Consider the following 26,013-nt stretch of genomic DNA (forward strand, 5'->3'; position numbering starts at 1 on the left):
TATATTAGCACATTATTTTTATCTTTTATTCTTTTTCTCATTTTTTCTTTCTACATTTGTGCTTTATAACACAGTTTTGCAGCACTCATGGTAAAGATAAACTTGTCAGACATAGATATCTCGGATAAATTATCCGATATGTGGGCTCCCTTGAACAATGAACAAAGAGAGTTCCTGGCGAACAATTTTACTCTACAAAATTACAAAAAGAACGAAGTCATCTACTGTGAAGGTGAAACACCTACACATTTAATGTGCCTCCTCAGTGGAAAAGTAAAAATATTCAAAGAAGGAGTCGGAGGCCGCAGCCAGATCATACGTATGATCAAACCCACCGAATATTTTGCATACCGTGCTTTCTTTGCCAAAGAAGATTTTGTTACAGCTGCAGCAGCTTTCGAACCGTCCCTTATTGGACTGATACCTATGAGTGCTATTATGACGTTGGTAACCCAAAACAATGATCTTGCCATGTTCTTCATTCGCCAATTGTCCATTGACCTTGGCATTGCAGATGAGCGAACTGTCAATCTGACACAAAAACACATTCGCGGGCGATTGGCGGAGTCTCTCATATTCCTTAAAGAAAGCTATGGACTTGAAGAAGATGGTTCTACCCTAAGTATCTATCTGTCTCGCGAAGACTTAGCCAATCTTTCTAATATGACCACTTCTAATGCCATCCGTACGTTATCAAACTTTGCAACCGAGCGCCTTATCACCATTGACGGAAGAAAAATAAAAATAATAGATGAAGAAAAGCTGAAGAAGATCAGCAAAATTGGATAATTTTTTTATCTCAATTATATAACTTAACACACATTTCGTACCATGAAAAAAGGAATTTCCTTCTTTCTTTTGTCTCTGCTATTCATCACCCCCGGATGTAAAGATTCAAAAGAAACAGTGAACGAGTACAATCTCGTTCCGTTGCCTAACCAAATGACGCCCCAACAAGGACGTTTTGAGTTAAACAAAAAAGTCAAAGTTATTACAGCCGGTTGTACACCGGAGGTACAAAACATTGCAGACAGTCTCATCGGCCGCTTGGCAACAACCTCCGGATTGTCGCTAGAACGGACGGACAAGGAGCACGCCGGTAATCCTTCCATTACTTTTATAACACAAGAAGGCATGCCTCAGGAAGGGTATAAATTATCTGTCACTCCAACTTACATTACAATTACCGCATCACAACCCAACGGTTTCTTCTACGGTGTACAAACACTCTACCAGCTTCTACCTCCGGCTGTTTATGGAAAAGAGCACAATAAACGCGCTGACTGGTCAATACCTGCTGTAGAAATAGAAGATGCTCCCCGTTTTGCATATCGTGGAATGATGCTCGATGTTTGCCGTAACTTCTCTCCCATAGAATACGTATATAAGTTCATTGATATGCTTGCCATGCACAAAATGAACACTTTTCACTGGCACCTGACAGACGACCAGGGGTGGAGAATTGAAATAAAAAAATTCCCCAAGCTGATGGAAATCGGTTCTAAGCGGAAAGAGACACTTATAGATTATTACTTTACCAACTATCCGCAAATATTTGATGGAAAAGAAGTTGGAGGTTATTACACTCAGGAACAAATTAAAGACGTAGTGGCTTATGCAGCCAGCAAATACATTACGGTTATTCCTGAAATTGAGATGCCGGGACATGCCATTGCCGCCATTGCCTCTTATCCTGAGCTTTCGTGCACACCCGACACCACTTACGATGTAACCGGAACATGGGGAATATTTGACCAGGTATACTGTCCGAAAGAAGAAACCTTCAAGTTTCTGGAAGGAGTCCTTGACGAAGTCATTGAGCTATTTCCGAGTGCATACATACATGTAGGAGGTGATGAATGCCCTAAGACAGCATGGAAAAACTGTGCGCACTGCCAGGGACTTATCCAAAAGTTGGGATTGAAAGATGATACAACTCCTAACCCCGCGGATGGCAAACTACATACAAAAGAAGAAAAGCTGCAAAGCTATTTCGTCACGCGTATGGAAAAATATATCAATAGCAAAGGACGTAATATCATTGGTTGGGATGAAATTCTCGAAGGAGGATTGGCACCTAATGCCACTGTCATGTCATGGAGAGGTGTAGACGGAGGTATGAATGCCGCTAAACTGGGACACAATGCCATCATGACTCCCAGTCCTTATATGTACGTAGATTATTATCAGGAAGACCCGGAAACTGCACCGGTTACTATCGGCGGATATGTCACGCTGAAAATGACCTATACTTACAACCCAGTGGCAGATGATGCCGATGAACTGGTAAAGAAGCATATTATTGGCGTACAGGGAAATGCCTGGACAGAATATATGCAAAATAATGATCGTCGCGATTATCAGATATTCCCCAAAGCAGTAGCTATTTCAGAAACAGGATGGACACTGGACCAGAACAAAGACTGGAAAAATTTCTGTAAGCGTATGGCTGAAGAGTTTGAGCGTCTGGACATGCTGAACGTCAAAGCGTGCCGTAACTTTTTTGATGTAAATGTCAATACACACGTAGATAACGATACATTAAACGTGATATTGGAATGTTATTACCCGGATGCTGAAATCCGATACACCACAGACGGAAGTGAACCGAATCTTAAATCTACGCTTTACACAGCCCCTTTCCCACTACAAGGAAAGTTAGACTTGAAAGCTGCTGCATTCAAAAATGGTAAAATGCTGGGTAAAATCCGTCACAAGCCTCTTTATGGTAATCTGATTAGCGGAAAAAGCTTCGTAGTGAACCCTGCTTTAGGATGGATGAAGGGAGATATTTTCGGAGAAAATGATTTATTCGGTGCAGACAAAACCACCTTCGGACTAACAAATGGCAAGCGTGGAAATAACGCATCTTATACTCCATGGACAAATTTCTCCATGAATGAAAAACGTAAAGAAGTAGAATTCATTGTACAACTCGATAAACCAACTCAAATCAGTCAGATAGTATTTGGTTCATTATTTAACCCGGCCTATCGCATTTTACCGGCAGGTGCTGCTACAGTAGAAATTTCAGCCGATGGTAAAGAATACCAAAAAGTCGCAGAAGAGACATTTACTCGTCAATTTCCGGATAAAGGAAGAAAAGCGTATACTGATTCTATCTCCTTCGATCCTGTTGAAGCCACTTATGTAAAAGTAAAAATCCAAAATGGAGGTACCTTACGTAACGGTATTGATTGCAGAAAAGATACTCCGGAAGACATCATACAGGCAAATCTGTATCTTGACGAAATAGAGATTTATTAAGAGGAAAAGCAACATAACCAACTGATAATCAGAAGCTATAAGAATGTACACTTTTGTATGACAGGAATGTACATTCTTATGTAACAAGAATGTACACCTTTACCATACAAGAGTGTACATTTTTACATTGTGGGAAAACTTACATTCATTTTTTGACTCTGGTTATCAATAAAAAACGGATTGCACTTTAACAGTACAATCCGTTTTTTAATATATGATGGGTTTATTATTAAAGTCCCTTTTCAGACAAATAACGCTCTGCCTCAATAGCGGCTTTACAACCACTTCCAGCAGCAGTAATTGCCTGACGGTAATGCGGATCGGCAACATCGCCGGCAGCAAAAACACCCGGTACCTTTGTACGGGGAGTATCCCCCTCCGTAATGATATAGCCTACTTCATCCGTATCAAGATAGGGTTTGAAGATATCAGAATTCGGCTTATGACCGATAGCCAGGAAAAATCCATCTATGGGCAATGTATAACGTTCTTCATCCGGTTCACCCCAACGCTTTACAAGGCTTACACCTTCTACCCCATTCTCACCGAACAGGCCAACAGCATTATGTTCAAATAACACCTCTATCTTATCATGGTTCAACACACGCTCCTGCATGATTTTTGATGCACGCAGATAAGGTTTACGAACAATAAGGTATACTTTTGAAGCCAGTCCGGCAAGGTAAACAGCTTCTTCACAAGCCGTATCACCACCACCAACAACAGCCACCACTTTCTTACGATAAAAGAACCCGTCGCAAGTAGCACAAGCGCTTACACCCATTCCGGCATATTTCTTTTCATCTTCCAGACCCAGATATTTTGCCGTAGCACCGGTTGCTATAATTAATGTTTCCGCCTCAATCTCCTTCTCTCCGTCAATGGTAATTTTATAGGGTGCCTTACTCAAATCCGAAGCAGTAGCAATACCGAAACGGATATCTGCACCGAAGCGTTCGGCCTGCGTGCGCAAATCCTCCATCAGTTGCGGACCGCTGATGCCCTGTGGATATCCTGGGAAATTCTCCACATCCGTAGTGGTTGTCAACTGTCCACCAGGTTGTATTCCTTCATAAAGCACGGGGGATAAGTTTGCACGCCCCGCATATATCGCTGCCGTATACCCGGCAGGACCTGAACCAATAATCAGGCATCTTACTTTTTCTGTTTCCACCATTCTATTTTATTATTTATTCCCTATAGTCATGACTATTATTCCATCTTCATCACATAGGTACGTTTACGATTTACTTATTTACTATTTACAACTAAAAAAATCTACTGTTTATCTTAAATCTATGATTTCGGCAGTAGGGTATTGTTTTTTATTAAATACAAAAACAGAGTCGGACAGTTTCAAGCCTGTTTGATATCTGGTAATGGTTATCTCACTCCGGCTACCATCACGTTGTTCCACTTTTATATAAACAGGCTGATAGGTACTTTTTACTACATAAAGTACGATACGGGACAAGTCCTGTTTTTTATCTGTTGCAGTGAGGATCACCTCATACACCTGTTTCCCATGAAAATCTGCCACTTTCCCTAATTCATAATCAAACCCTTTCTTATAAAGATAGAGCAATGCATACGGATTCAAGCCCTGTAATTCTGCTTCAGTAGGAGTACTAATATTTACCTCATCATTTTGAGTAAGATAACTCCACTGCGTTTTTCCGTCAAACCATGAAACCGTCTCAGCCGTTTTCAGAAAAAACTTCTCTCCTTTCAGCTCAATGGTTCCGGTAGCCGTTCCTACAGAATGCCCTTTATTAAAAGCCTGTACACTAAAATCAGCTTTTACTCCACCTACTTTTTCAAAAGCAGCAGCCGTTTTATCAAGCACAAGTTTTGCCTGCGCTTGTTTTTGGGCAAGTACAGGCAAAGTAGTAAGTAAAGCTATCAAAATGTTAAAAATGTACTTCTTCATTTATCTTATTAACGCTTGCTTATTGTAAATTGTTCAATCTCATTTCGAGGTCATTTTCATCCATACACAAAACGTCGCGTGCCTTACTTCCCTGGGTTGGGCCAACGATTCCGGCTTTTTCCAATTGGTCCATAATACGTCCTGCACGATTATACCCAATAGAGAATTTACGCTGAATCAGAGAAGTAGAACCCTGCTGGTGAATAACGATCAACCGGGCTGCTTCTTCAAACAACGGATCAAGACGTCCCATATCCACATCTCCCAGGTCACTACCTCCATCCTCACTCACATATTCGGGCAAGAAAAAGGCAGTCGGATATCCTTGCTGTTTTGCAATAAACTTAGTAATCTCCTCCACCTCCGGCGTATCAATAAATGCACACTGTACGCGCACCGGATCTGCTCCCTGTAAGAAAAGCATATCTCCGCGCCCTATCAGCTGATTGGCCCCCGGACGGTCAAGAATTGTACGCGAATCCATCATTGCCGAAACGCGGAAAGCAACACGCGCCGGGAAGTTCGCTTTGATCGTACCTGTAATAATGTTTGTCGTAGGACGCTGTGTAGCAATAATCATATGGATACCTACCGCACGCGCCAGCTGGGCAATACGGGCAATAGGTAATTCTATCTCTTTTCCGGCAGTCATTATCAAATCACCAAACTCATCAATAACTACCACAATATAAGGCATAAACTTATGTCCCTTTTCAGGATTCAGACGGCGATTGACAAATTTCTCGTTATACTCCTTTATATTGCGTACATGCGCCATCTTCAACAAATCATAACGGGTATCCATCTCCACACAGACAGAATTAAGTGTCTGCACAACCTTCGTCACATCCGTAATAATGGCATCGCCTCCATCGGGCAACTTGGCAAGGAAATGATGCTCTATAACCGAATAAATACTAAACTCTACTTTCTTCGGATCGACAAGTACAAACTTCAGTTCTGCCGGATGTTTCTTATACAACAAAGAAGTAATGATTGCATTCAGTCCCACAGATTTACCTTGTCCGGTAGCACCTGCTACCAACACGTGCGGCATTTTACAAAGGTCTACCATAAACACTTCATTTGTGATTGTCTTACCAAATGCAATCGGCAAATCATAGGTAGACTCCTGAAATTTCTTACTACCGATAATACTTTGTCCCGAAACGATTTTAGGGTTAGAGTTCGGTACTTCAATACCGATTGTTCCCTTTCCGGGAATCGGAGCAATAATACGAATTCCCAATGCCGAAAGGCTCAATGCAATATCATCTTCCAGTCCACGGATCTTCGAAATACGCACTCCCTGTTCAGGAGTTATTTCATAAAGAGTTACAGTAGGTCCTACAGTTGCCTTAATCGTACTGATCTCGATACCAAAACTTCTCAATGTATTGATTATCTTATCCTTATTAGCATTCTGCTCCTCCATATTAATGGTAGGCTCATTGTTCTCAAAATGCCTCATTAGCTCAATGCCAGGAAAACGATAATTCTCAAGATCGAGTTTCGGATTATAAGGTTCAGTTTCTTTTCCCTGATAATCTTCATCATCGTCAGCAGCAGCCTCAACTTCAAAAGCAGGTTCTTTATCAGTCAATTCATTCACAACAGGAACCGGATCGGGGGTAGTCTGTTCAAAAGTCATTGTCACTCCCTCCTCCTCTTTCGATGGATCCTCATTGATTTCTGCCGGTATAACAAATTCCGGCTCTTTCTTTTCAGGCTCCGTTTTAACCTCTTTAGGAGCTGGTGTCTGCCGGAAAGTCCGATCCATAGAAAACTCTACTTCGTGGGGTTTCGGATTGGCAAATTCAGGCTTTACCTGTTCTGCTGCAGGACCTTCTTCCTGCTCTTCTCTTCCCTCTTTACGACTACGTTTCAAGAAGCTAAGGCTAAAAAGTTTACGCAACCATATGACTGTACGGGCACTGATATAAATAAGGAAACAGATCGCCGTTACAAGCAAAATCATCCAGACGCCAGGTTGTCCCACCTGTGAAGTCAGCCAATTGGCTACATTATATCCGTGACGTCCTCCCAAATAGATGAATGAGTCCTGATAGCTATCCATAAAGGCAAAGCCAAAGAATACAGAAAACCATACAAGCAGCAATGCACATCCAATAAACCATTTCCACAAACGCACAATCCGCACGCGCATCAGTTTTAATCCTGCCACAGCCAGGAAGATAAGAATAAAGAATGACGAAATCCCGAAGCAATCATTTATAAGATAACTGGCCAATTGTGCTCCCCGCGAACCGGCATAGTTCTTCACATGATTGTTCACGGTTGACAGATCATGTGGATTTCCGCTATCAATAATACTCTGATCTGCTGCTCCCGTAAAAAAGAAGGAAGAGAAAGCCAACAATAAATAAACGGAAAATATCACCAACACCAAACCAAGAACAAAGTGGATGGTTTCATTTTTGAGAAATGCTATGAACTTATTAGTAGAAGGCACCTTTGGTTCTGCCTCTTTATCTGATTTCTTTTTTGCCATATTGCGTCTTTTATACCTTATATAATACTAAAGCGCAAAAGTAGTAAAAAAACAATTTTCTTCCTAACTGTTGCCTTTAAAGTTATTACCCATCAAAAAGAATCTCTTACTAATCCTCTCACTCTTTCAATCCTTTTTCTTACCTTTGCGTTTCAATTCAAGCAGATATGAAAAAAGAAAGTCTGGTAATATTTGATAAAAATGTAATAGAATTCGTTACGGTAGCCGCAGAATTCTGTGCTTTTCTCGAACGTTCCGAGAACATGAAGCGTAAGACATTTGTTGATACAACACTAAAAATACTCCCTCTGCTTTATCTCAAAGCATCCATGCTTCCTAAGTGTGAAGCGATAGGTGATGAAGCACCCGAAACTTATGTTACGGAAGAAATGTACGAAGTGTTGCGTATTAACCTGGCTGACATCATGGCCGAAAAGGATGATTATCTTGAAGTTTTCCTACCGGAGATGGCATACAGTGATCAGCCCATTAAGAAAAATATATCGGAAGACCTTGCTGATATTTATCAGGACATCCGGGACTTTATATTTGTATTCCAGCTCGGACTGAACGAAACGATGAATGACTCCCTCGCCATCTGCCAGGAAAACTTTGGACTTTTATGGGGACAAAAACTGGTAAACACTTTGCGGGCACTCCATGACGTGAAGTACAACCAGGAGCCAGAGGAGGAGGAAGAGGAAGAGGAAGTTGAAGAAGATGAATATGAACCTGGGAATGATGATTGTCACTGCGATGGTGAAGATTGCCATTGTGGAGAGAATGACGACTGTCATTGTCACGACCATGGCTGTCATTGCCATGACAACGAATAAGAGAAGAAAAAAAATGGTCATAAAAAGAACAATAAGTAAAGAAGAAATAAAAGAATTGCCTAAAGCCGTTTTTGAAGGACCGATACACGTGATTCAAAGCGAAAAAGAAGCAGACAAGGCAGTGGCATATCTACAATCTCAATCTGTATTGGGCATTGATAGTGAGACCCGTCCGTCTTTCACTAAAGGACAATCTCATAAAGTTGCACTATTACAAATATCCTCCAATGAATGCTGTTTCCTATTCCGCCTGAACATGACAGGGCTTACTCCGTCACTGATTGGATTGCTGGAAAATCCGGAAGTAATAAAAGTTGGATTGTCACTGCGTGATGACTTTATGATGCTGCATAAACGTGCACCATTCACCCAACAAGGTTGTGTAGAGCTACAGGACTATGTACGTCCTTTCGGCATATTGGACAAAAGTCTGCAAAAAATATACGGCATCTTATTTAAAGAAAAGATATCAAAATCACAACGTCTCTCCAATTGGGAAGCGGATGTATTAACAGATGCCCAAAAGCAATATGCGGCAACAGATGCCTGGGCATGCCTTCACATCTATAATTTATTGGAAGAGCTGAAGCATACCGGCAACTTTGAAATAGAAGAAATTCCCGTAGCTATAGAAGACGAACAGGGAACCCGCCCTCTCTAAAATTGTAAATCGTAAAATTGTAAATTGTAAATCCCTATATTTTCATGTACAAAGTATATCTCAAACCCGGTAAAGAAGAATCACTAAAACGTTTTCATCCCTGGATATTTTCAGGCGCTATCGCCCGTTTCGACGGTGAACCGGAAGAGGGTGAAGTTGTGGAAGTATATACCTCCCAAAAAGAATTCATTGCCGAAGGACACTTCCAGATAGGTAGTATTGCCATACGTGTACTCTCCTTCAAACAAGAACCTATCAATCACGATTTCTGGAAACGCAAACTGGAGATAGCTTATGACATGCGCCGTAGTATCGGTATCGCCACCAATCCCACCAATGACACCTATCGTCTGGTACATGGTGAGGGTGACAATCTGCCTGGCCTGGTCATTGATATATATGCTAAAACAGCTGTCATGCAGGCACATTCTGCCGGTATGCATGTGGACCGTATGGCTATCGCCGAAGCTTTGTCTGAGGTTATGGAAGGTAAAATAGAAAACATCTATTATAAATCGGAAACTACCCTCCCTTTCAAAGCCGATCTTTTCCCGGAAAATGGATTCCTGAAAGGAGGAAGCAGTGATAACATAGCCCGTGAATATGGACTAAAATTCCATGTAGACTGGCTAAAAGGACAAAAAACAGGTTTTTTTGTGGACCAACGCGAGAACCGTGCTCTGCTGGAACGTTATTCAAAAGATCGTTCTGTGCTGAATATGTTCTGTTACACAGGGGGATTCTCTTTTTATGCGATGCGTGGTGGTGCCAAACAAGTTCATTCGGTAGACAGTTCTGCTAAAGCAATAGATCTCACCAACAAAAATGTAGAATTAAATTTCCCCGGAGATCCACGTCATGAAGCTTACGCAGAAGATGCTTTCAAATACCTCGACCGCATGGGCGATCAGTATGATCTGATAATTCTCGATCCTCCTGCTTTTGCCAAACATAAAGATGCATTGCGCAATGCTCTGCAAGGATACCGTAAACTGAACGCCAAAGCTTTTGAGAAAATTAAACCGGGTGGTATCTTATTTACGTTCTCCTGTTCGCAGGTAGTAACAAAAGATAATTTCCGTACGGCTGTATTTACTGCCGCTGCTACATCAGGGCGTAGCGTACGTATTCTACATCAATTAACCCAACCTGCAGATCATCCGGTAAACATCTACCATCCGGAAGGAGAATATCTCAAAGGATTAGTTTTGTATGTAGAATAATCTGGCGTGTAGCATAATTAAGGAATCATCAAAGCTAAACAATGTTAATAAATCGCAGTTTTATAGCAAATCATTATGTTTTATAACATAAATCCCTTTATCTTTGCACTGTGTTTTTCATGGTATTAGATTTAAGGTTAATAAAGATTGGCTGTCTGGGATAGATAGCCTTCTTTTTTTATATACCTATCCTCTCTCCTAAATTTGACTAATATCATATTCCTAAATATTTAATTCATACACATTTCTATACTTTAAACTCTTATAAATTTCATTCTGAATGGTTTTTAATTTAGCATTAAAATTCTGTAGCCACATTTATTTATCTCTCACCAAGAAGTCTAATATTTCTTACACGGTAAAAAAACGCCCACAATGTTATTAAATCATAAAAACGATCATTTCACGGAAAATAATCTAACATAAATACATATAATTAAATTATTTTTTTTACTTTTACATCAACTTAAACAACCATCGCAACGTCAAGTAATTTAACAAATCACAAATGTACAACCATTAATGAAAGAAGAAGTCAAGAGTTTGCTACAGTATTGGTACATGTAGAACACAAATTAGGCCCATCTTTATATATGGTACAAAAACAAACAAAAAGCATTTAAATAAATAATTTATCAACAAACTAATATTTAAAAAAGATGAAAACTAACGTTATTTTACTTGCAGTTGCTTCATTTTTCATTACTTCTTGTACATAAAATGAAGATGAGGATTTGAACAAAGTCATTAAAAATGAATCTGAAACATTAACAGGTTCATTTGAGCTATCTGATGAACCCCAAATTATTAATTTTGGAGGAAAGACTATTACATTTGAAACTATAAAAAATGTTGAAGGTACAGGCGGCAACACAAGAGCTATTGATCCCCCAAATGTTCCAGATGAAAAACCAGGCTTAGATCTAATGGGACCTTATTATTCATCCGCGACTCCATTTCAGACCAACACAAAGAACCAAAAATTTGTGATTAATGGTATAGCTGGCATTGCAGCGGGAGTGTACTTTGGCGATGTATGGATAACATCAGGTGAAGTACAACTACCAAGCGAAGCATTATTCGGCACAGTTAAAGTTCCCAGCCCTTGTGGATATAAAGATTGGAGTACTCGAGAAACGGGTCTAGTTTGGAATATGTCAACAGTAACTGGAAATATCGTAAAACTTAATTGGTACTTCTACACTATAGTATTAAAATATAACTCTGCAGGTGCAGCAATGGGATATACAATTCCTGTGGACGGAGCAAAGGTCAGAGTACCTTATTACTATTATAAACTTGCTGGTTAATATAACTAAATAATGCAGAGAATTTGTAAAGTTCTCTGCATTGTTCAATCACCAGTCTTTCATAAACAATGAAAAATGAGTACTAAATTTGCTTTTCTATTTATACTACTATTCATTTCTTGTAAAACATACTCACAATGGAATATAGGCGGAAAAACAGGTATCAATTGGTCAAATGTAGACTTTAAAGACACTGAAAATCCATCTTTTATATTAGGTGTAAATAGTGGAATCATTGCAGGTTATCAATTTAGCAACAAAATAGGTTTACAACTTTATATATTATATTCTACCAGAGGCTATAATGCTAAAGAAAGCGCATACGTACCTGCTGATAATAGTATAAAAGATTTAAAAGTTGTATTTCAGCATATTGACATCCCTCTAATCTTTAAATATTCACTTTCCCGAGGTCTTTATTTGCATATTGGTCCACAATTAGGTTTCCAATTTAACCGCACTGCCTTTTATGATAATAAGAAACAAAATTCAATAATATTTGGAGTAAAACAAAATGTAGACTTAGGCATGATTATAGGTACAGGGTATTCATTTAAAAATGGTATGTTTATTGAGGGTGAATATTTAATAGGGCTGAGAAGTTGTTACAAAAACATCACAGGGTTTCGTCAGAGATCTTGGCAATTTTCTTTAGGATATCTTTATAAATTCAAATAATAGAGTTAATGTAAATTCTGTTTATCGGAATTTTAAACATTTATTTTGCTGGTTGTTCACCGTAAATTATATATTATGAAGACTATTTATTTAATTACATTGATTTTCGTATTGTTTTCGTCATGTAGCAATGAAGTAGCGGATGGGACAAATATACTTATTAATGAACCATGCTTATCAGGGAGTATTAAAATATCGGATTTTCCATATTCATTTGAAATAGACGGCAAAAAAATAGTGATAGATATACAGGATGACTCTTTGTGCTATAAACAACCAATTACTCGGGGAATTCAAATATTTGGTCCCTTTGATGTTAAGTGTGATTATAAGAAACTATTCACTAATTATAAAGTCCCTATAGTTAATGAACCGACTGTAGCTTCTGGGGTATATTTTTGTGATGTCTACTATTTTTCTAAATCAGTACCTATACCCACTGATGCCGGAGGTTTAAGAGTTCTATCGCCTAATCCAAGTGGATATATAGATTATGATACACAAGAATTGGGGATTAATTGGGCATGGCAACCTGGAGATAATTCTTTAACTGTTTATTTCTATACAATGATTGTAAAATATAATATAGCTGGTGCGGCTATGGGATGGATTATTCCTTGTCCGGGAGAAGATGTAACTATAACCTATTCTTATTTAAGATATATTGAATGACGATTTATATTTTAACCGAATTTAGTTGGGGTATTCAGTAAATATATCTATTTGTATACAATGAAGAGTAAATCTATTTTTCAGTAGGCTTTACTCTTTATTAGAGTTTACGTAAATTAGTTTTTGTATACCCATTCTCATTTTAATCTTATGCAAAGCTACACATATGGGAAAAATCCGTTCAACGAAATAGTTTGTTCTCAGCCTGCATTCATCTTTGACAATTCTCTTAAATTTAGTACTTCCTATGGTATTTTCCACTCTTACCCGAATGCGTGTAATTTTTTTGTTGTAGTCTTTCTGTTCTTTGAAAAGCTCCTTTCCCTTTCTTTTCTTAACCGGCTGTATGATTGTCACCTCTTCAGGAGCATATCCTTGATATCCTGTATCCTGACACAAGGTACAGGGAAAGAATACATTGTATCAGCCGTTTTTTTTATCATGCGTTTTACCGCAAACAGTCTCACTGACAAAGATGATCAATCAGGATATTGTTATGATAACGACATTCTGTACCGTATGACGTTTCTTCTTTCCACTGTATTTCTCTTTCTGTTCATCATAGTCTACCGGATGGGGAATCTCTCTTTCAGTGCCGTCATGAAGCAATACAGGCCGGCCTTCCTCTTTGGAAAGCTCTGTCAAACGGGAAGAAAGTTCGGTGTCTGTTTACACAGGGACAAGTCCCATTATTTCAAGACTCAGCCGAAGAATGTGTGTCAGACAGTGGACAAAAATGCTGCAATACTTCCAGTCCATTCCGAAGCAGACGGCATGATACTCCTGCAAAGGATTATTCTTCAGATAAACAAGGATGAAGAAAAGACGCTCGGGAATATCAGGCAACGGGCTGTTCTTATAAATGCTATGTCTAAAACGACAACGAGTATGAAACCATAACAATTAACTATCAAATGATGAATTACCCCGATTATATTTTTGGGATGTTAATTCTTTAAACGGAAGATATCGTACTCAATGGAAAGATTTGTTATTGACAAACATAGTATGTACTATAAAAGGTTGACCCTAACTTTTCACACAAACAAACACAGAGAATCAAACAACTAAAAAAATAAAATTGCATATCTAATTATAATCAGACTTCTTTTTCTTCTCAAATTTCCCTATACAAGGGGCTCTTTTCTCCACTCTTTTGGTACACAATCGGCGAAAAACATTATATTTGCAGCTATTATAAAATAGCAACAAGTTACAATTCGTAATAACTTGTAGCTTGTAACTCGTAACTAAATAAAAATAATATGAGTATCAAGTATCGACTAATTATTATGAACTTCCTGCAGTTCTTCGTGTGGGGATCGTGGTTAATTTCATTGGGCGGCTACATGGGTGGTGTCTTACATTTTGAAGGAGGGCAAATAGGTGCAATCTTTGCCACAATGGGTATAGCCTCTCTCATTATGCCAGGGCTGACTGGTATTATAGCCGACAAATGGGTAAATGCTGAACGATTATATGGGATACTACATATTCTGGGAGCTGCCAGCCTTTTCTATGCCTCCACAGCCACTGATTATAACCATATGTATTGGGCTATGTTGCTCAATCTGTTGGTATATATGCCTACGCTCTCATTAGCTAATACGGTATCTTACAACTCTCTCGAACAATATAAATGTGACATTGTCAAAGACTTCCCGCCTATCCGTGTATGGGGAACCATCGGTTTTATCTGTGCCATGTGGGCAGTAGATCTCACCGGATTCAAATCCTCTTGTGCACAACTCTATGTGGGTGGTGCAGCAGCACTTATTTTAGGTTTATATTCATTTACTCTGCCCGCTTGTCCGCCTGCCAAAAGTGAAAACAAAAGCCTGCTTTCTGCTTTCGGACTCGATGCTCTGGTATTATTCAAACGCAAGAAGATGGTTATCTTCTTCCTCTTCTCTATGTTATTAGGAGCTGCATTACAAATTACAAACAGTTATGGAGATCTCTTCTTAGGTAGTTTTGCTTCGATACCGGAATTCGCTGATTCGTTCGGTGTAAAACACTCTGTTATCCTGCTTTCTATTTCACAAATGAGTGAAACCCTGTTTATTCTTGCCATACCATTTTTCCTCAGACATTTCGGCATCAAGCGCGTAATGCTTATCAGTATGTTTGCCTGGGTATTCCGTTTCGGGCTTTTCGGTCTGGGCGATCCGGGTTCGGGGTTATGGATGCTGATACTTTCGATGATTGTCTACGGAATGGCATTCGATTTCTTCAACATTTCGGGCTCTTTGTTTGTTGAATTAGAAGCTAAGCCTGCTATCAGAGCCAGCGCACAGGGATTATTCTTTATGATGACCAACGGATTGGGAGCGATCATCGGAGGATATGCCAGTGGTGCTGTGGTGGATGCCTTCTCGGTATATGCCGACGGTATGTTGGTAAGCCGTGAATGGCCCGACATCTGGTTCATCTTCGCAGGTTATGCATTAGTTATCGGAATATTGTTTGCTCTGGTATTCAAATACAAACACCAGCCAGAGGAATTAAGTAAAAAGTGACAATGGATAAAAAGATAGAATTACAAGTATTAAATATCTCCAATAGTCAGGCGCAGGTAGGTGCCTACGCTTTGGTATTGGGGGAAGTGGGAGGTGAACGGCAACTGCCTATCATTATAGGTCCAGCCGAAGCGCAAGCCACTGCCATCTGCCTGAAAGGAGTAAAAGCACCGCGTCCCCTGACGCACGATTTATTCTATACATGTCTGAACGTTCTGGGTGCCAAAATGCTCAGGGTTCTTATCTACAAGGCAAAAGAAGGCGTTTTTTACTCATATATCTACCTACAGAAGGACGAAGAAATTATTCGTATCGATTCACGAACCTCGGACGCCATTGCTCTGGCTGTACGTTCTGATTGCCCTATTTTTATTTATGAGTCTATTCTTGAAAGAGAATACATCCGCCTGGATGATTCTGATCAGCCGGATACAGAACAACAGGAAGAGGAGACAAATGATTCCGACAATGTGAATTCACTTGAACAAGCGTTGGAGCAAGCCATCAAAGAAGAGAACTATGAACTGGCAGCCCGGTTACGTGATGAAATAAACAGAAGAAAATAAATTTAAATATGCACGTATTCTATACTCCCGATATACAGAAGAACCTTGAACTTCCGGAAGAAGAAGCACAACATTGTATCCGTGTTTTACGACTCAACATTGGAGATGAAATCACCCTGACGGATGGTAATGGAAATTTTTACCGTGCGGAAATAACTGCCGCAACCAACAAACGTTGTTTGGTAAAGATACTCGAAACAATCCCACAAGAACCTTTATGGTCAGGACATTTGCACATAGCCATGGCCCCAACAAAAAATATGGATCGTAATGAATGGTTTGCCGAAAAAGCGACCGAAATAGGGTTTGATGAATTGACCTTTCTTAATTGCCGCTTTTCGGAACGAAAAGTCATTAAGATGGAACGCATTGAAAAGATAGTAGTATCTGCCATCAAGCAATCACTCAAAGCACGCTTGCCGAAGCTCAATGAAATGACAGATTTTGATAAATTCATCACCCAGGAGTTTACCGGTCAAAAATTCATCGCGCACTGTTATAAAGGTGAAAAGCCACTGCTTAAAAATATTCTGAAACCAGGAGAAGATGCATTGGTACTTATCGGACCGGAAGGAGATTTCAGCGAAGAGGAAGTAACCAAAGCAATAGAGAAAGGCTTTCAGCCCATAAGCTTAGGTAAATCCCGGTTGCGAACGGAAACGGCAGCACTGGTAGCAACAATGGTAGTGAATAGTGAGTAGTGAGCAGTGATTAGTGATTAGCGGGCTGCGCTATCATACCGAATGGTACTAATCACTTATCACTACTCACTATTCACTACTCACTTATCACTAAAAAATACATCAATTAAAAAACAAATAGTTATGGCAAAAAGAATGATTTCCCGACTTTCAGTGCTGGTAGTACTGATGGTATTCATGGCAGCTTGTTCAAAGAAATCGGAATACACAAATGTTATACCTGCTGACGCTTCGGCTGTAGCATCTATCCATTTGAAATCACTGGCTGATAAATCCGGACTGAAAGACAAAGAGAATGAAGTAGCCAAACAAAAGATGATAGAGGCGCTGAAAAGTGGAACTACTGCGGCAACTTTCCAACAGTTAGAAAAAGTCTTGAATAACCCTAAAGAATCAGGAATAGATGTGGATGCGCCTGTTTATGCATTCACTGCAACCAGTTTTCCATATACAGCCCTGGTAGCCAAAGTGCTGGATCAGGATAAACTGCATACTTCACTGGACATAATGGTGAAAGAGCAAATCTGCCAACCCATAGAAGCAACAGATGGTTATAGTTATACACGAATGGGACAACGTGACATCTTTGCTTTTAATGAAACAACAGCTATGCTGGTACAGACGGGCAGTACATCACAAATGGAAAATGCTCAGAAGATGATCAGCGAGCTAATGAAACAAACCACTGAAAAAAGTATCGCTAACAATGCTGGTTTTCAAAAAATGCAAAAACAGAAAGGTGATATTAATTTCTTTGCATCTTTAGCAGCACTTCCTAAAGAATACGCACGCCAACTGAATCTGGGTTTAACCGGTATAAAAATAGATCCCAAAGATATAATGGCTCTGGGTAGTCTTAGCTTTGAGAAAGGAAAGATTGCTCTACTTTTTGAATACTATACAGAGAATGAAGAGGCAAAAGCCATGTTGAAAAAACAGGAGAAGGCAACTATCAAACTGAATAATACTTTCCTTAAATATTTCCCTGCATCAACCATCGCATTTATGAGCGTAGGAGCCAATGGAGAAGAGTTGTACAACCTGTTACAGGAAAATGAAGAATTCCGTAACACAGTATCTATTTCCAAAGCAGAAGAAGTGAAAGCCCTGTTCGCTTCATTCAACGGTGATATATCTGCCGGACTGATCAATGTAACTATGGGCAAAGATCCTGCTTTCGTAGCTTATGCAGATGTAAAAAACGGAAATGCACTAAAAGCTCTTTATGATAATAAAAAAGCACTGAATCTGAAAAAAGGCGAAGATATCGTTCAATTGGGTGAAAATGAATATGTGTACAAGTCAAGAGCTATGAATATCTTCTTTGGGCTTAAAGACAAGCAAATGTATGCTACAAATGATGAATTACTTTATAAAAACATTGACAAAGCAACTGATAAATCTATAAAAGACGTTGCCTATGCTTCGGATATGAAAGGAAAGAACTTCTTCTTTGTTGTTAACATGGATGCTATCCTCGAACTCCCGATTGTAAAAATGATGGTAGGCTTCGGAGGTGAAGAATACCAAATGTACTATAACCTGGCATCACAAATTAGTTATCTGGAAATAAGCAACGTAAGCGACGGTGTCAGTGAAATAGACCTCGTTCTGAAAGACAAAGACACCAACTCGCTGAAACAGATTGTAAACTTCGCCAAGAAGTTTGCCGGCATGTAATTTTCTGAACATGGAAACAATTCATCTGCAGCAAACACTTCCCCAAGTGTTTGCTGACCGTAATTCTATCACATCAGATATCTGGCATAAGAACATTATATTCCGTAAAGGAGAAATGTACCTGATTGAAGCAGCCTCCGGTACCGGAAAATCATCATTATGTAGTTATATATATGGCTATCGAAGCGATTATCAAGGTATTATAAATTTCGACGAGACTAATATCAAGGCATACACAGTAGAGCAGTGGGTCAACCTACGCAAGCATTCACTGAGTATGCTTTTTCAAGATTTACGCATCTTCTCCGAACTCACAGCATTCGAGAATATTCAATTAAAAAATAATCTGACCGGATACAAAAAGAAAAAAGAGATTCTTGCTCTTTTTGATGCAATGGGTATTGCCGACAAAGCTAATATAAAGGCAGGAAAATTATCTTTTGGCCAACAGCAACGTGTTGCTTTTATCCGTGCACTATGCCAGCCTTTTGACTTCATCTTTTTGGACGAACCTATCAGCCATCTGGACGATTATAATGGACAAATTATGAGTAGCCTGCTAACGGAAGAAGCCGGAAAACAAGGTGCGGGAGTTATTGTTACTTCCATCGGAAAACAGATTGAATTGCCTTATAACCAAGTATTACGCTTGTAACAGATCATACGATTATGAAACTTATCTGGAAACTTCTTCGTCAACATATCAGTATCGGCCAGCTTGCCGGTTTCTTTCTTGCCAATCTGTTTGGTATGGTTATTGTATTGCTCAGCGTACAGTTTTATAAAGATATTATCCCTATGTTTACAGAGGGAGATAGTTTCATGAAGAAAGACTATATCATTGCTACCAAAAAGATAAGTACCCTTGGGGCTTTTGCCGGAAAAAGCAATACTTTCTCTCCACAAGAGATAGAGAATCTGAAGAAACAGCCTTTTACTAAAAGTGTAGGTGCATTTACTCCTTCACAATTTAAAGTGTCAGCTGGTTTGGGGATGCAAGAAGCCGGTATCCGGCTTTCTACAGATATGTTCTTTGAAGCAGTGCCCGATGAATACGTAGATGTAAAACTCGACAAATGGCATTTTGACGAAGAGACACATACCATCCCCATTATCATTCCACGCAATTATCTGAATCTGTACAACTTCGGATTTGCTCAAAGCCGTAGTCTGCCCAAGCTCTCCGAGGGCGTAATGAGCCTTGTACAAATGGACATCATGATGCGTGGAAACGGACGTGTAGAACAGTACAAAGGAAACATTGTAGGTTTCTCCAACCGACTGAATACGATATTGGTACCGGAATCTTTTATGGTATGGGCGAATAAAAATTTCGCTCCGGAAGCAGAAGCACAGCCGTCACGCCTCATCATCGAAGTAGGAAATCCTGCGGATGCCTCCATTGCCAAATATTTCCAGCAAAAAGGATACGAAACTGAAGATGGCAAACTTGATGCAGGGAAAACAACCTATTTTCTCCGCCTCATTGTTGGCATTGTATTGGGTGTAGGGCTCTTTATCAGTGTACTTTCTTTCTATATATTGATGTTAAGCATCTTCCTTCTGTTGCAAAAGAACACTACCAAGCTCGAAAACCTATTGCTTATCGGTTACAGTCCGGCACGGGTAGCACGCCCATATCAGACATTAACTTTAGGGCTAAATATAGTGGTTCTTATTGTATCGATCAGCCTTGTAGCCTGGTTACGTCATTCTTATACCGCTACACTTGGCTTACTCTTTCCACAACTGGAAATCGGTTCACTCTGGCCGGCTATTACCATCGGGATACTTTTATTTTTTATCGTCTCTGCTTTCAATCTGTTTACTATCCGCAAAAAAGTAGACTCCATCTGGCGAGGACACCATTAAAGATCACACAAAGTAAAACAAGAAACTATCATGAAAAGTCTAATACTTCCTATAGTACACAAATATACTGTTACAATCTTTTTATGGGAGGTATTATTTACTCCTCTCCAGATGCTTTCAGCACAAAATAAGCTGGATAGTGTTGTTTCTTACTTTCATCAGTTACAAGGCACCCATCAGGAAAAATTATATCTGCATTTAGATAAGCCATACTATGGAGCCGGAGATAACATTTGGTACAAAGGTTATTTAGTAAATGCAACCAGCCACCTGGAGAATCCTAAAAGTAACTTTATCATCACAGAATTAATTAATCGCACTGACTCCATCATATTACGAAAGAAAATCAGACGGGATTCTCTGGGATTTCAAAATGCCTTCACCTTACCAAGTACGCTTCCTGCTGGAGATTATTACATCAGAGGATACACTAACTGGATGCAGAATGAAGATCCGGTATTTTTTTATTCCCGTAATCTCCAAATAGGTAACTCTATTGATGTCACTATCCTCTCTACAATTGAATATCAACCGGACACTAAAAACAATTATCTGGCCAAAATCCGATTTGCAGATAACAATAACAAACCTTATAATAATATACAGGTAAGGTTTCAATACTTTGAAGATGGAAAAGCAGAAAAACGGGGAAAGAAAAAGACGAATGAATATGGACAAATTTATATCCCACTCAACGGAATAAAAGAAGAAGGACAAAGAAGAATTGAAGTTACATTTGATGATCCTCAGTATGTTTTTGAGAAAACCTTTCATCTACCGGTTTTCTCAAAAGACTTTGATGTTACTTTTTTCCCGGAAGGAGGTGCGCTATCAACTGTTCTTCGACAAAATATTGCTTTCAAAGCCCAGGGTACCGACGGACTATCCAGAGAAATTAATGGATATCTGATGAATAGCCAGGGAGATACTCTTGAAATCATACGCTCAGAACACAATGGTATGGGCGTATTTTCTATGAGTCCGATAGCCGGAGAATCTTATCATGCCCTTATTACCTCTTCTGACAGTATCACAAAACATTTTGATCTTCCTGCTGTCAAAACAGACGCTATCACCCTCGCGATAGTTCACCATAAGCAAAACATACTGTTTGAAGTTCAAAAGTCAGAACAGGCTGCATGGCCCAAGGAATTATATTTATTGGCACATACCCGAGGAAAACCGGTAATATTTCAATCCATTAATACGGAAAAGCCCTATGGTATGATAAAGAACGGTCTGCTAACAGAAGGAGTCACCCATTGTCTGGTTGTAGATGGCTCGGGTAGAGCCATCAGTGAACGCCTGATATTCATTACAGACAGGCAGACACCCGACTGGAAAATAAAAACGAACAAAGAAGTCTATAACAAAAGAGAGAAAGTATCCTTACTGGTAAAGGCTACAGATTTCGCAGGCGCCCCACTAAACGGGAATTTCTCTATCAGCATTACCAATCACAAAGACATACAAACAGACTCACTGGCTGACAATATATTATCAAACTTATTGTTGACTTCCGACCTGAAAGGGCATATTGAAAACCCCGGCTACTATTTCCTGAAACAAGATGCAAAGACTCAACGATATCTGGATCTCATAATGTTAACACATGGCTGGCGCAGGCATCAGATAGAAAATGTATTTCGTAAACCAATTATACACATAGACAATTATATAGAAGCAGGCCAAACCATCAGTGGACGAATAAAAGGACTTTTCGGAAAAAATATCAAGAAAGGACCGATCTATGTACTTGCACCTCAAAATAAAATTATAAAGACAACACTAACCAATGAAAAAGGAGAGTTCATTGTTAACACTTCTTTTAGAGACAGCACCACCTTCATCATACAGGCACGTACCAAAAGAGGATTCGCCGGAGTGGATATATTAGTAGATAACCCACCACTGCCTAAAACTTATAACCTGCACCCTTATCCTCAAACTTCTAATCTATCTATGGATGACTATCTGATAAATACCCGTGAGAAATACTATATGGAAGGAGGCATGCGAGTATATAACCTTAAAGAAGTTGTTGTGACGGCCAACCGCAATCTATCAACTCAACAAAATTTGTATTCAGGCATTTCCGATTACACACTCAAAGGTGAACGATTGGCACAAAAAGGAGGGCTACCTTTACTAACCGCCATAACTGAACTACCGGGAGTAAGCCAAAATAACGGTCAAATATACCTGCGCAACAACTCACAAGCAGCCCTTTTTGTTATTGACGATTTGATTGAATCGGATTATAATAGACTTGAAGCGATACAAATTGATGATATAGAGGAGCTGAATCTTATCAGAGACGCAGGAGCAAGCTATTTCGGTTCTCAAGGAGCGGGAGGGGCTATTGTCATTACGATGAAGGATCCTGGAAAGATTCCGCCTCCTCCCGCACGTGGTATCATCACATACACTCCATTGGGTTATAGCCAGTCCGTAGAGTTTTATCATCCCACTTATGACACCCCACAGAAGAAAGAGAACACTACAACCGATCTACGTACCACAATCTACTGGAATCCGGGACTACAATTGAATGCTGATGGAACAGCTACCATTGAATATTATATGCCAGACAGTACAGTTCCTCAGGATATTGTTATCGAAGGAGTTAGTAAGAACGGCAAAATCTGTCGTTTTACGAAAACGATTAATCAGCCTTCCAATTGATTAGTTATTACTTTTTCTTATCTTTGTACATGTCTATTTTATAAAAATACAACTATGCCAGACTATGAATTAATTACCATTCTTGGCCCTACCGCTTCGGGAAAGACTCCATTTGTTACCGCACTGGCTGCAGAACTAAATACCGAAATCATTAGTGAATAGATTGGAAAATTAGTATTTACTTACCATATCCAATTCCGATGAGTCACACTTTTCATTGTAGACTACTCTTTCTTTTGAGCATACAAACTTGGGCTGCAAAAACACAGCGTACAAGCAATTACAAAAAAGATGAATCCATTTTTCATTATTTATTCATTTTAAATCCGAAATACAGAGAGGATTTTACTTTCTCGCCCTCACCTTCCTTTTCATTTTATTTATAAATCTTTTCTTCTCAGCCGTATAAACTACCGGATGTCCCCCGCCAATACTTTTGTGTAAAGAGTCCAGGCAAAGCTTTATAACAAGGGAATCGGATGTTAATTTCATTATCTCAAAAACGTTCGTGTCAATATTCTCTCTTTTTTGTACTATATATTTTCCATTCTTCACCACCCCGACACTATCCTCCTGATAGGAGCGTACAATTGTATCAGAAAGATAATAATCACGGCATTGACTTAACTCTTCCTTTTTAAAAAAATAAAAATTACAACATTCATTTTGTTCATACTGCTCATACATAAGACTACCTATCCTGAGAGATTCTTTAAATACCCAATACTTATTTTGCAATAAATCCATTGTTGTAGGAGCAGGTTTCTGAGCACACAACCATATCCCTGTCCACAAACTCCCAATTAACAATAACAAAACTTTATAAATCATTTGGTTCCATTTCTAAAAATGTAAATATTGTAAAAGAGAACCCCTAAAAACTCTTTCAAGCAATCATTCTCAGGGGTTATCGTTTTAAAATCAGTTTTAAAAACCTATCATTTTGTATCCAACAATTTGTTCAACTCTTTCTTTTTAATAGCTTTATAGAGTGTTCCATTTTTTGAGTTATTATCTCTTAGAACAAGACTATCCTTATCAACTTTTACTATTTCAAGGATAGGTGACATAATAATTCCTCTCGTAGGTAATACTAAATAGCGCCCTCGTTTCGTATTATCAACTTTATCATATTCAAAAACCGTAGGAATAGAGTCTGAAAGATAGTAAGGATGAAATTCGGAGTGAAGCCTATTATATCTATTGGGAATATGAGTATTAAAACTCCAACTACTACGACTATACATTGTTGCAGTAACAGCGTTTTTATCGAAGTGCATATAAATAAACATATTATCAGTACATTGCCATATCCAATCCCGATGAGTCAAACTTTTCATTGTAGACTGCCCTTTCTTTTGAGCATACAAAGTTGGGCTGCAAAAGCACAGCGTACAAACAGCCATCAAGAAGATAAATATTTTAAAATCCTTCATTAATAATTTATTTCAAATTAGATATACTAAAATAATAATCACCCAAAAAGAATGATTCCGGAGCTTCTCTCCAATGTCCTACTTCAGGATCCATATAAATAAGATCACCATTCGTATGATACCCTATTACCAATACATTGTGTGCAGAATTAAACATTTCTGAAGGGATATCTACCATAACAACATCGCCTCTATCAATGGAACTCTTAAAATCGGAAAAAGGATTCAAATCAAAATTCTCACTTACAAATTCAGCTAATAAGGATAGCTCTACACCTCCTGTTTGACTATTCATAAAATCCTCAAGAGAAAGATTTCTTCCCTTGGAGTTTGCCAATCTTAAGTAATCAAGAATTAACTGTCCTTCATCCTTCTTCTTGTTAATACCATCTCCAAAAATAATATAAACCAACTCCATTATAGAAGTAACGCAAGTATTAGGTAACTGTTTATCCATTGTTGCCGGCAATTTTCCAACCACAATTTTATCTCCAATTTTAGATTCAAAATCCTTTCCTTTTGCAGGTGGAGTAAGTGGAGGAGGATTATAACCTCCAGAACCGCCATCATGAGGTTCATTGATATACCCGTCATTATCATGGTTATAGCCATCCTCATTATTATGAGGGATATTGTCATCATTATGATCAATCCAACCTCCACCAGAAGGAAAATCACCCCAATTCGGTTTAGGATCAGGTGTCACAATTATGTCCGGGAATGTTCCACCATCATAGAGCGGATCGTCTTCCATTCCAGCTCTCGTAGTAGGTGGAGTATAAAGTTGAGGAGCTACCTCATACCGTGCAGGTATTGATCGGAAAACCAGCCTATCCGCGTTCGGAAAGTCATCCCAACGTTTTTTACGTATTTTACCCACAACTTTCCCTCTTTCGTATTTCCATCCGTTTACAAATTTACCATTTAAGTCATGGAATAAAACAGAACCGAACAAATATTTATCACGATGGAGATATGTATTCTTATTTATCCTGTCAGCATGAGTTTTCGTATAAAATTTAGACGGAATAATAGTCATCAAAAATCCTGTTTCTGTATTTGTTTTATAGTTTTTTACATATACAAAATGAGTATATGAACGACGATATTTCCATTCTTTTGTCTGTTGGTAGAAATCCCAATTTTCTTTCGTAACAAAATCCTGGCATACACGATCCGTTAAATCTACATCCACAACTAATAAGGAATCATTCCTGTTTATAGCATAATATTGCCAACTGGGACTCCCCGATAAAACCGGAATAGGATTCACATTAAGATTGTCACTGCGAGTTTCCGCTTCATGAGTTATCTGCTGCTGATTATACCAGTTTATCGCAATATCAAGATATGACTTTATATTGCTATCCTTTGATTTATTTGTCAGAATATCATAGTCCTCCGTACATGCACACAATAGTAATATGATTAAAGATACTCCTTTTAAAATTCTTAAATGATTCAT

24 protein-coding genes and 1 pseudogene are annotated in these 26,013 nt (G+C 38.9%); 16 read left to right on the forward strand and 9 right to left on the reverse strand.

The window, feature by feature from the left end; all coding sequences use genetic code 11:
- The first annotated feature begins 87 nt into the window (after positions 1 to 87).
- Together VCM39_RS16760 and VCM39_RS16765 are read left to right on the forward strand one after the other, a co-directional pair.
- Entirely contained in the window at positions 88 to 789 is a 702-nt protein-coding gene (locus VCM39_RS16760; RefSeq protein ID WP_002559556.1) for a Crp/Fnr family transcriptional regulator, read from the forward strand.
- A gap of 42 nt (positions 790 to 831) precedes the next feature.
- The gene (locus VCM39_RS16765; RefSeq protein WP_322932718.1) at positions 832 to 3,267 is read left to right on the forward strand and encodes a family 20 glycosylhydrolase; all 2,436 of its coding nucleotides are present in this window, start codon (positions 832 to 834) and stop codon (positions 3,265 to 3,267) included.
- A gap of 229 nt (positions 3,268 to 3,496) precedes the next feature.
- Here VCM39_RS16765 and trxB read toward each other — a convergent pair whose 3' ends face one another.
- The 3 genes from trxB to VCM39_RS16780 form a co-directional block, all read right to left on the reverse strand.
- Positions 3,497 to 4,444, reverse strand: coding sequence for a thioredoxin-disulfide reductase (trxB, locus tag VCM39_RS16770; RefSeq protein WP_263666647.1), 948 nt, complete (start codon positions 4,442 to 4,444; stop codon positions 3,497 to 3,499).
- Between the two features lie 108 nt (positions 4,445 to 4,552).
- Entirely contained in the window at positions 4,553 to 5,197 is a 645-nt protein-coding gene (locus VCM39_RS16775; RefSeq protein WP_322932719.1) for a LolA-like putative outer membrane lipoprotein chaperone, read from the reverse strand.
- A gap of 19 nt (positions 5,198 to 5,216) precedes the next feature.
- Positions 5,217 to 7,709, reverse strand: coding sequence for an FtsK/SpoIIIE family DNA translocase (locus tag VCM39_RS16780; RefSeq protein WP_289293872.1), 2,493 nt, complete (start codon positions 7,707 to 7,709; stop codon positions 5,217 to 5,219).
- Between the two features lie 167 nt (positions 7,710 to 7,876).
- Between VCM39_RS16780 and VCM39_RS16785 the strand changes: the two genes are divergently transcribed.
- The 6 genes from VCM39_RS16785 (at position 7,877) to VCM39_RS16810 (ending at position 13,089) form a co-directional block, all read left to right on the forward strand.
- On the forward strand, positions 7,877 to 8,545 hold the full coding sequence (locus tag VCM39_RS16785) for a DUF5063 domain-containing protein (RefSeq protein WP_322932720.1): 669 nt from the start codon (positions 7,877 to 7,879) through the stop codon (positions 8,543 to 8,545).
- 13 nt (positions 8,546 to 8,558) lie between these two features.
- Positions 8,559 to 9,206, forward strand: a complete 648-nt coding sequence (locus VCM39_RS16790; protein WP_321028721.1) for a 3'-5' exonuclease — start codon at positions 8,559 to 8,561, stop codon at positions 9,204 to 9,206.
- A 44-nt stretch (positions 9,207 to 9,250) separates the two neighbouring features.
- A complete protein-coding gene (locus VCM39_RS16795) occupies positions 9,251 to 10,429 on the forward strand; it encodes a class I SAM-dependent rRNA methyltransferase (protein WP_321028693.1) in 1,179 nt (392 codons plus the stop codon).
- Positions 10,430 to 11,163: 734 nt separating this feature from the next.
- Positions 11,164 to 11,739 carry a hypothetical protein gene (locus VCM39_RS16800; RefSeq protein WP_322932722.1) on the forward strand — a complete coding sequence of 192 codons (576 nt, stop codon included), beginning with the start codon at positions 11,164 to 11,166 and terminating at the stop codon, positions 11,737 to 11,739.
- Positions 11,740 to 11,814: 75 nt separating this feature from the next.
- Entirely contained in the window at positions 11,815 to 12,417 is a 603-nt protein-coding gene (locus VCM39_RS16805; protein ID WP_322932723.1) for a porin family protein, read from the forward strand.
- Positions 12,418 to 12,492: 75 nt separating this feature from the next.
- Positions 12,493 to 13,089 carry a hypothetical protein gene (locus VCM39_RS16810; protein ID WP_322932724.1) on the forward strand — a complete coding sequence of 199 codons (597 nt, stop codon included), beginning with the start codon at positions 12,493 to 12,495 and terminating at the stop codon, positions 13,087 to 13,089.
- A gap of 90 nt (positions 13,090 to 13,179) precedes the next feature.
- Here VCM39_RS16810 and VCM39_RS16815 read toward each other — a convergent pair whose 3' ends face one another.
- From VCM39_RS16815 to VCM39_RS16825, 3 genes are all read right to left on the reverse strand, one after another.
- Positions 13,180 to 13,488: a transposase family protein gene (locus tag VCM39_RS16815; RefSeq protein WP_407934695.1), complete on the reverse strand. Its 309-nt coding sequence runs from the start codon at positions 13,486 to 13,488 to the stop codon at positions 13,180 to 13,182.
- 84 nt (positions 13,489 to 13,572) lie between these two features.
- Positions 13,573 to 13,734: a hypothetical protein gene (locus tag VCM39_RS16820; RefSeq protein ID WP_322932725.1), complete on the reverse strand. Its 162-nt coding sequence runs from the start codon at positions 13,732 to 13,734 to the stop codon at positions 13,573 to 13,575.
- 24 nt (positions 13,735 to 13,758) lie between these two features.
- A complete protein-coding gene (locus VCM39_RS16825; RefSeq protein ID WP_322932726.1) occupies positions 13,759 to 13,935 on the reverse strand; it encodes a hypothetical protein in 177 nt (58 codons plus the stop codon).
- A gap of 419 nt (positions 13,936 to 14,354) precedes the next feature.
- Between VCM39_RS16825 and VCM39_RS16830 the strand changes: the two genes are divergently transcribed.
- The 8 genes and pseudogenes from VCM39_RS16830 to VCM39_RS16865 all read left to right on the forward strand — a co-directional run.
- Positions 14,355 to 15,608: a nucleoside permease gene (locus tag VCM39_RS16830; protein ID WP_002559541.1), complete on the forward strand. Its 1,254-nt coding sequence runs from the start codon at positions 14,355 to 14,357 to the stop codon at positions 15,606 to 15,608.
- Positions 15,609 to 15,610: 2 nt separating this feature from the next.
- Positions 15,611 to 16,174: a bifunctional nuclease family protein gene (locus VCM39_RS16835; RefSeq protein ID WP_322932727.1), complete on the forward strand. Its 564-nt coding sequence runs from the start codon at positions 15,611 to 15,613 to the stop codon at positions 16,172 to 16,174.
- An 8-nt stretch (positions 16,175 to 16,182) separates the two neighbouring features.
- Positions 16,183 to 16,875 (forward strand): 16S rRNA (uracil(1498)-N(3))-methyltransferase, encoded by a 693-nt coding sequence (locus tag VCM39_RS16840; protein ID WP_321028695.1) that lies wholly within the window; start codon positions 16,183 to 16,185, stop codon positions 16,873 to 16,875.
- Between the two features lie 123 nt (positions 16,876 to 16,998).
- On the forward strand, positions 16,999 to 18,555 hold the full coding sequence (locus tag VCM39_RS16845) for a DUF4836 family protein (RefSeq protein ID WP_321028696.1): 1,557 nt from the start codon (positions 16,999 to 17,001) through the stop codon (positions 18,553 to 18,555).
- A 10-nt stretch (positions 18,556 to 18,565) separates the two neighbouring features.
- Positions 18,566 to 19,210, forward strand: a complete 645-nt coding sequence (locus VCM39_RS16850) for an ATP-binding cassette domain-containing protein (protein WP_221650613.1) — start codon at positions 18,566 to 18,568, stop codon at positions 19,208 to 19,210.
- An 11-nt stretch (positions 19,211 to 19,221) separates the two neighbouring features.
- Positions 19,222 to 20,427: an ABC transporter permease gene (locus VCM39_RS16855; protein WP_323673974.1), complete on the forward strand. Its 1,206-nt coding sequence runs from the start codon at positions 19,222 to 19,224 to the stop codon at positions 20,425 to 20,427.
- Positions 20,428 to 20,457: 30 nt separating this feature from the next.
- Positions 20,458 to 23,112 (forward strand): hypothetical protein, encoded by a 2,655-nt coding sequence (locus VCM39_RS16860; protein WP_322932729.1) that lies wholly within the window; start codon positions 20,458 to 20,460, stop codon positions 23,110 to 23,112.
- A gap of 54 nt (positions 23,113 to 23,166) precedes the next feature.
- Positions 23,167 to 23,268, forward strand: a pseudogene (locus tag VCM39_RS16865) (tRNA (adenosine(37)-N6)-dimethylallyltransferase MiaA); the annotation flags it as partial.
- A 189-nt stretch (positions 23,269 to 23,457) separates the two neighbouring features.
- Here VCM39_RS16865 and VCM39_RS16870 read toward each other — a convergent pair.
- From VCM39_RS16870 to VCM39_RS16880, 3 genes are all read right to left on the reverse strand, one after another.
- Entirely contained in the window at positions 23,458 to 23,943 is a 486-nt protein-coding gene (locus VCM39_RS16870; RefSeq protein WP_322932730.1) for a hypothetical protein, read from the reverse strand.
- Between the two features lie 107 nt (positions 23,944 to 24,050).
- Entirely contained in the window at positions 24,051 to 24,548 is a 498-nt protein-coding gene (locus tag VCM39_RS16875) for a hypothetical protein (protein WP_322932731.1), read from the reverse strand.
- Positions 24,549 to 24,555: 7 nt separating this feature from the next.
- A complete protein-coding gene (locus VCM39_RS16880) occupies positions 24,556 to 26,013 on the reverse strand; it encodes a hypothetical protein (RefSeq protein WP_303071392.1) in 1,458 nt (485 codons plus the stop codon).

The sequence above is a fragment of the Bacteroides mucinivorans genome (assembly GCF_034654355.2).
GTDB lineage: Bacteria > Bacteroidota > Bacteroidia > Bacteroidales > Bacteroidaceae > Bacteroides > Bacteroides nordii.

What these genes read in the sequence shown, in the direction of transcription:
- VCM39_RS16805 (WP_322932723.1), top strand. Translation starts at nt 11,815, where the DNA reads ATGAGTACTAAATTTGCTTTTCTATTTATACTACTATTCATTTCTTGT.
- VCM39_RS16840 (WP_321028695.1), top strand. Translation starts at nt 16,183, where the DNA reads ATGCACGTATTCTATACTCCCGATATACAGAAGAACCTTGAACTTCCG.
- VCM39_RS16795 (WP_321028693.1), top strand. Translation starts at nt 9,251, where the DNA reads ATGTACAAAGTATATCTCAAACCCGGTAAAGAAGAATCACTAAAACGT.
- trxB (WP_263666647.1), bottom strand. Translation starts at nt 4,444, where the DNA reads ATGGTGGAAACAGAAAAAGTAAGATGCCTGATTATTGGTTCAGGTCCT.
- VCM39_RS16830 (WP_002559541.1), top strand. Translation starts at nt 14,355, where the DNA reads ATGAGTATCAAGTATCGACTAATTATTATGAACTTCCTGCAGTTCTTC.
- VCM39_RS16870 (WP_322932730.1), bottom strand. Translation starts at nt 23,943, where the DNA reads ATGATTTATAAAGTTTTGTTATTGTTAATTGGGAGTTTGTGGACAGGG.
- VCM39_RS16810 (WP_322932724.1), top strand. Translation starts at nt 12,493, where the DNA reads ATGAAGACTATTTATTTAATTACATTGATTTTCGTATTGTTTTCGTCA.
- VCM39_RS16765 (WP_322932718.1), top strand. Translation starts at nt 832, where the DNA reads ATGAAAAAAGGAATTTCCTTCTTTCTTTTGTCTCTGCTATTCATCACC.
- VCM39_RS16835 (WP_322932727.1), top strand. Translation starts at nt 15,611, where the DNA reads ATGGATAAAAAGATAGAATTACAAGTATTAAATATCTCCAATAGTCAG.
- VCM39_RS16845 (WP_321028696.1), top strand. Translation starts at nt 16,999, where the DNA reads ATGGCAAAAAGAATGATTTCCCGACTTTCAGTGCTGGTAGTACTGATG.
- VCM39_RS16760 (WP_002559556.1), top strand. Translation starts at nt 88, where the DNA reads ATGGTAAAGATAAACTTGTCAGACATAGATATCTCGGATAAATTATCC.
- VCM39_RS16790 (WP_321028721.1), top strand. Translation starts at nt 8,559, where the DNA reads ATGGTCATAAAAAGAACAATAAGTAAAGAAGAAATAAAAGAATTGCCT.
- VCM39_RS16785 (WP_322932720.1), top strand. Translation starts at nt 7,877, where the DNA reads ATGAAAAAAGAAAGTCTGGTAATATTTGATAAAAATGTAATAGAATTC.
- VCM39_RS16860 (WP_322932729.1), top strand. Translation starts at nt 20,458, where the DNA reads ATGAAAAGTCTAATACTTCCTATAGTACACAAATATACTGTTACAATC.
- VCM39_RS16850 (WP_221650613.1), top strand. Translation starts at nt 18,566, where the DNA reads ATGGAAACAATTCATCTGCAGCAAACACTTCCCCAAGTGTTTGCTGAC.
- VCM39_RS16875 (WP_322932731.1), bottom strand. Translation starts at nt 24,548, where the DNA reads ATGAAGGATTTTAAAATATTTATCTTCTTGATGGCTGTTTGTACGCTG.
- VCM39_RS16780 (WP_289293872.1), bottom strand. Translation starts at nt 7,709, where the DNA reads ATGGCAAAAAAGAAATCAGATAAAGAGGCAGAACCAAAGGTGCCTTCT.
- VCM39_RS16775 (WP_322932719.1), bottom strand. Translation starts at nt 5,197, where the DNA reads ATGAAGAAGTACATTTTTAACATTTTGATAGCTTTACTTACTACTTTG.
- VCM39_RS16880 (WP_303071392.1), bottom strand. Translation starts at nt 26,013, where the DNA reads ATGAATCATTTAAGAATTTTAAAAGGAGTATCTTTAATCATATTACTA.